This window comes from Parendozoicomonas verongulae (assembly GCF_009711465.1).
GTDB lineage: Bacteria > Pseudomonadota > Gammaproteobacteria > Pseudomonadales > Endozoicomonadaceae > Sansalvadorimonas > Sansalvadorimonas verongulae.
In genome coordinates, this window is the sequence record NZ_SMME01000027.1 from 1 (window position 1) to 211 (window position 211).

General features: G+C 51.7%; 1 protein-coding gene. It reads left to right on the top strand.

Annotated elements, in window-relative coordinates:
- Positions 1-191, top strand: a 191-nt coding sequence (locus E1189_RS24075) for a hypothetical protein (protein WP_230459769.1), incomplete at its 5' end; no start/stop codon positions are given.
- Positions 192-211 lie beyond the last annotated feature (20 nt).

Genomic DNA, 211 nt, shown 5'->3' on the forward strand with positions numbered 1-211 from the left:
AAGTCACAGGCAAAGGGCCTGTCCCCTGTGAGGGCTCTCAGCGTGTGCATTGCGGAGAGGTTCGTGGGCCGCTGATCACTGTCAGACTGACTCTGACGCTGACTCTCTTCAGTAAATGTGCCATCTGTATCGAGTGTGCCCCCCCCTGCACTGGTGCAAAGAACAGTCTGAAATACATCACCCTGCAATAAATAAGATAACTCTGAAAGTA